This window comes from Tabrizicola sp. (assembly GCF_051645465.1).
GTDB lineage: Bacteria > Pseudomonadota > Alphaproteobacteria > Rhodobacterales > Rhodobacteraceae > Tabrizicola.
The window spans coordinates 1-5,488 of the sequence record NZ_JBOFBI010000267.1 but is presented as its reverse complement, the minus strand read 5'-3'; the positions used below and the strand labels follow the sequence as shown (position 1 = coordinate 5,488).

The 5,488-nt window shown below is 62.2% G+C and carries 4 protein-coding genes and 1 pseudogene; 3 read left to right on the top strand and 2 right to left on the bottom strand.

Annotated features, from left to right (window positions below; all coding sequences use genetic code 11):
- Nucleotides 1-632: cytochrome P450 (locus ACRCSW_RS17240; protein WP_438706880.1), on the bottom strand; the 632-nt coding region annotated here is incomplete at its 3' end.
- Nucleotides 633-1,123: 491 nt separating this feature from the next.
- Between ACRCSW_RS17240 and pstS the strand changes: the two genes are divergently transcribed.
- From pstS to ACRCSW_RS17225, 3 genes and pseudogenes are all read left to right on the top strand, one after another.
- On the top strand, nucleotides 1,124-2,251 hold the full coding sequence (gene pstS, locus ACRCSW_RS17235) for a phosphate ABC transporter substrate-binding protein PstS (RefSeq protein ID WP_438706879.1): 1,128 nt from the start codon (nucleotides 1,124-1,126) through the stop codon (nucleotides 2,249-2,251).
- A gap of 38 nt (nucleotides 2,252-2,289) precedes the next feature.
- The gene (locus ACRCSW_RS17230; protein ID WP_438706878.1) at nucleotides 2,290-4,011 is read left to right on the top strand and encodes a Na/Pi cotransporter family protein; all 1,722 of its coding nucleotides are present in this window, start codon (nucleotides 2,290-2,292) and stop codon (nucleotides 4,009-4,011) included.
- Between the two features lie 82 nt (nucleotides 4,012-4,093).
- Nucleotides 4,094-5,142: pseudogene (locus ACRCSW_RS17225) on the top strand (IS5 family transposase).
- Nucleotides 5,143-5,206: 64 nt separating this feature from the next.
- On the opposite strand, the gene ACRCSW_RS17220 reads toward ACRCSW_RS17225, so the two are convergent.
- The coding region (locus ACRCSW_RS17220) for a hypothetical protein (protein WP_438706877.1) at nucleotides 5,207-5,488 on the bottom strand (282 nt) is incomplete at its 5' end.

The following is a 5,488-nucleotide window of genomic DNA, read 5'->3' as shown; positions in this document are numbered from 1 at the left end:
CGCATGTTGACCACGGGTGCACGGCTTTTCAGCCATTTCAGGCGTGGAACCCAACCCGGCAATCCCATCAGGTCAAAGAGCGACATGTCGGCGACATAGGCGGTGTAGCGTTTCAGCCCAAGCCGGACCTCCTCAGGGTCAACATCCTGCCCGCCTGAAAACATCACTCGTGAGATGTCACCGAGGGTTGCTTCCTGCGCCAGCTTGACGATGTCAACCTCCGCGTCGGTGGCCGCGAGCCGGGCCGCCAGCGCGCCCCCGGTTTCGGCGAAATGCTGTGCCAGAACCGGCAAGTTGCGCGCCGCAAAGAGCGGGGCATAGCGGCGACGCTGTTCCTTCCAGACGGGACCTTCCGAAAGGATCATGCCGTTGCCAATCGCAGAAAAGAGGATGTTCTTGGTCACCTGAGACTTTGGAAAGATGGCGGCCTTCTCGACCAGTATGGTCTCGATGATTGCGGGATCGATGACGAAATGCATCCGGGCCGGGCCCCGCACGTGGCGCTGGGTCTTTGTCTCGTCCGGAATAACCGCAAGGAGGTTTCTGCCCGCATGCTTGGCGAAAGCGAGAAGCCCGACCTTGCCCCGTGCCAGTTCCGCTTGAATTGGGAGAACCTTTTCAGGAGTGTTCATGCGTCTCCGGTTTTTCGCAATGAAGTCGACCGGTCGAATGGAACGGGTCCCGTTCGGTATACTCTAAGTACGTGATTTGCGAAGGGCTTTCCATTGAATTGTTTGGTACGGAATCGGTACCAGAGGCGATGCGCTGAGCGGATCGCGAAGCCACCTCTTGAACGACCGGAGCCGTATCGCGAAGTCCCATTTTGCGCCCAATGCCTGATGATGGGCGCGGACCACCGCAATGAAGCGTTCAAAAGCCGTCCGATCAGTGTTCGACATCAGATGCCCTGCCAGCTGGTATCCATAGCGGACATCAGCTTGATGCAAGGTCAACGGACCACGTGAAAACCTCTTTACCAACACGGGCCTAAGCCGAAGTTCTGTGACAGATTCACCCGTGCTGAACTCGGGGGCCGAACAAAGTCTGTCACAAATGCGTGTTAGTTCAGCTTTACCCAGCAATATGTTGCCCGGCGCGGGCGGCCATGCAGGGAGGGCCGCAAATGCTTGCTTCGCAAGACTATGGCGTTGCAGTAGTGACCAAACCTTGGAGCATAGGCAGACGGTTCGCCGTGGCTACGATTGTGTTCCTTGGCATCGGCTTTCTGGTTTTCGCGACCGCAGGCACGAACGAAGAGGGGCGGGTCTCCGGTGCGGGCTCCACCCTTGTGAACCCGATCCTGCAGCGCGTCTCGACCTCGTATCAGGGCTATCTGGCCGCCGACCGAGTGGATGTCGTCAGCCAAGAAGGCGAGAGCGGCGACTGGTCTGCCGGCTCCACCGCGCTTGATTATGATCCGGTCGGCTCGATCGGCGGGCTGGTACGGCTGGCCAATCCGGCGGTCACGTTCGCCGCAACCGAAGTTCCGGTCTCGGCCAAGGACCTGGAAGAGCGCGGCTGGGTGCAGTTCCCGCTGATCAATGGCGCGGCGGCCCCGGTCACCAACCTTGACCTTGACGGCAAAGCGCTGACGCTCGACGCGGATACGCTGGCAGCGATCTTCTCGGGCAAGATCACCACCTGGGCCGATCCGGCGATTGCCGCGCTGAACCCCGATGTAAAGCTGCCCGACCTTCCGATTGCCGTACGGCATCGGGGCGACGGCTCGGGCACGACCTGGACCTTTACCGGCTACCTTTCGCGGAGCGCGGACTGGACGATGGGCCAGGCGGCACAGGTAAAGTGGCCCGTGGGCGAAGCCGCCGAGGGCAGCCGCGGGATCATCGCGGCGGTGGATGCGACACCGGGCGCCATCGGCTATGCCGAAGTGGGGCAGGCCGGCCGAGCGGGCCTCGATGTCGTGCAGCTGGTAAACGGCGCGGGCGAGGTCGTCGAACCGAAGCCACAGACCATTCGTGCCGCTGTCGGTGCCGGGTTCTGGACGGCAAGCGGCGGCATCTCCTCCACCGTTGCATCGTCGGGCGGCGATTGGCCGATGACGGCGACCGTCTATGTCGTCATGCGGCGCGACCAGAACACCGCTCAGAACGACCGCGCCCTGAACTTCTTCGGCTACTTCTACGCCGAAGCCCCGCGTCAGGCCGACGCGCTTGGCTATGTGGCCCTTCCGACCGAGATCGTCGCAGAGGTCGAGGCCCACTGGGCCACCGCCTTCAAACCGAAATCCTGAATCTGAACCGGCGAAAGCCTGCAATCTGAGGTGTGACCGTGGAAGTCGATCTGTTCAAAGAGATCATCGCTCCCGTGATCGGGGGCTTGGGCATCTTCTTGCTGGGCCTTGAGTTCATGGCCAGCGGCATTCAAGCCCTGTCGGTCAACAAGATGCGCGCATGGCTGGCCAAGATGGCCGGAACGCCCGTCAAAGGCGTGATCGCCGGGACCGTCATCACCGGCATCATCCAGTCTTCAACCGCGATGACCGTCATGACGGTCGGGCTGGTGAACGCAGGCGTCTTGGGGCTCCGATCGGCAATCTCGGTCATCATGGGCGCGAACGTCGGCACGACGCTTGGCAACGGGCTGATCGCATTGCCGCTGGGTCCGCTGGGCCTTCTCTTCGGGGGAGTTTTCGCAACGGTCTACTGCTTCGCCAAGTCCGACCGGCTGCGGAACTTCTCGCTCGCCGCCATGGGCTTTTCGCTGATCTTCTACGGGCTTAACCTGATGACCGGCGGCCTGAAGCCCCTGCGCAAGATGCCCGAAGTGCTTGAGGTCATCCAGTCGCTGGACGCCAGCACCTTTGGCGGGGTCGTCATGTGTGTGCTTCTGGCCGCGCTGATCACCGCGCTGATCCACTCCTCCTCGGCGACCATCGGTATCGTCATGGGCCTCGGCGCCTCGGGCATCCTGTCCTGGGAAACCGCCATCGCCTTTGCCGTCGGCGCCGACCTTGGCACCACGATCACCTCGTGGATGGCCTCGCTGAACCTGTCGAAAAACGCCAAGCGCGCGGCCTATGCCCATATCAGCTTCAACTTCATCGGGGTCACGGTGGTGCTGGCGCTGTTCTTCCCGGCGATCTGGGCGCTCAAGTTGGCCCTTGCCAACTGGGGGATCGACCCCGGCGCGGCGGTGATCGTCGACGGGCAAGAGACGTTCCCGGGCGTTCCGATTGCCGTGGGTGCCTTCTCGATCGTCTTCAACATCTTCAACCTGATGATCCTCTTCCCCTTCGTCAGCACCTTCGAGCGGTTCCTGAACCGCGTCGGACATAGCAAAGCAGACGATATCGAGGACTATTCGATCCCGCGTTTCCTCGACAAGAAACTGGTCGCCGACTTCGACGCAGCCCTCCCGGCCGTGCAGCAGGAAGCCCAACGTCACCTGCGCGCCGGGGCCGTCTTCCTGGATATCGCCCGCGGCAAACCGGGGGCGCCAAAGGACCCCGGCGAACACCGGGCCGCGACCGATGTCCTTAGCCGCGAGATCCGTTCCTTCCAGTCGCAGCTCTTTCAGGACGGCCTCTCCCGGGATCAGCTAGACCTTGTCGCCTCGCTGATCGAAGAGGTGGACTTTACGTCTGCGCTCTCGGAATCGCTCTACCAGATCGCGCGCCGGGTAAAGCGCGAACCCTTCTCGGACGCCGCGCGCACGGTGCTTGGCCAGGGGTTGGAGCGTCTGGACCAGTCGCTGAACCGGGTGCTGTTCGACCCGGCGATGCAGCCACGGATGCCCGCCGGTCACAGCGTCATTCTAGGCTTCGAGGAGTTGCGCTGGCAGGCGCTACAGAACCGCTCGGTCGCCGCAGGCGAGAAGGGTGCATTGCTGGCACTCCTCGGTTCAATCGAGCGGGCCGAGGGTCTGGTAGACCGGATCGTGGCGGAACGCGCATCGGTCGACCGTAGCGGCATCCGCGTGGGGCCGACCGATAAGACCGGGATCAAACGGTCGGACGGACCGCCTATGGGCGACTTGGCTCCAGCCGAGTGACCTGCTGGTCTGTGAGCTTGGCTCTGTTGGACAGATCCCATGAGGGATTCATCTTGTGGATCTAGTGTGATAGTTGGGCGGCATGATCAGATCCTCACCCCCGGCGTACAAGACCAGGAACTGGTCAGCCTACAAGGAAGCGCTCAAGCGCCGTGGCTCGCTGACGATCCGTTGGCCGGTTGGCGATTGCCCGCAATCGCCGTAAGGCTGGTTCGATCCCGCCATGCCTTGGGAGGCTGCAGCGACCGGCAAACGCGGTCGGCAGCCCGACTACGGTGACGCAGCGATCCAGACCTGCCTGACGATGAAGGTTCTGTTCGGGATGGCACTGCGACAGACCACCGGGTTCGTCGAAAGCCTGCTCCGCCTCATTGGCCTGGACTGGATGGTGCCGAACTTCAGCACGTTGTCGTGACGCCAGAAACCGCTGAGAGGCAACATCCCCTACCGCGGATCGGACGGCCCGCTGCATCTGCTGATCGACAGCACTGGCATCAAGCTCGAGGGCGAAGGCGAGTGGAACGCCTGCAAGCATGGTGGCACGAAACGGCGCGTCTGGCGCAAGATCCACATCAGTTGCCCGACAGGCGAATGGCACATTCGCCGAGAGGGGGAATTGACGAGCAAACGCTGGAAATCCGAGCTGCCAAGTTAACCATCAGCGATGTGGGAGACGCGCCCATGCTGCCCGAACTGCTCGACCATATCCCACCCGATCAGGAGATCGCCAGCGTCACCGCCCCCTCTCACGGTTTGCAGGCAAACCGTTGCCGGGCAACGGACGGTGCCTTCGACACCCGCAAGTGCCACGACACCATCACTGCCCGTGGTGCCGCTGCGATCATCCCATCTCGCAAGAACGCCAAGCCATGGAAGGCCGACACCCTGGGTGCGATGGCGCGCAACGAGGCCCTGCGCGCATCAAAACGCTTCGGCCGGACGATCTGGCGACGATCGAGCGGCTATCACCGCTGGAGCCGCATCGAAACGAAAAAGCACTGTGTCAAACTGCCCGACCAACGTCTGGCCACTCGGGACTTCGACCGTCAGGTCGCTCAGTTCCAGGTGCGGATAGCCGTCCTGAACGGCTTCACCGCACTCGGCACTCCCGTGACAGAGGTCGTGGGATAGGGCCGTCCGGGGGAAGTGGAAGCACCAACATCAAACCATTTGTGCAACAGAGCCGGTCCTGAGCCTACGTCAGATCGCCCGCACCAACACGGTCAGCTAGACGCACGAGCCAGCGCAGCGTCTCCTTCTGCGCTGCGCTAAGAGTATCAAGATCCGCGATTTCCAGCGCTGTGGCCCGGAACTCAGGCCAGCGCAAATGGAAATCTGCTACGTCACGGACAGGTAGCGGCACTGCTTCTGTCAAAGTCGGTTTCGAGTGTTTTTTGTCCTTCGTCATAGCGAACACTATATGCGTGCCGCTTGAAGGCGACCCGTGAGAAAAACGTGAAACGCTTGGCGGCGGTTC

Bases quoted from the DNA above. Each gene is read 5' to 3' on its own strand.
- pstS (WP_438706879.1), top strand. From the start codon at position 1,124: ATGCTTGCTTCGCAAGACTATGGCGTTGCAGTAGTGACCAAACCTTGG.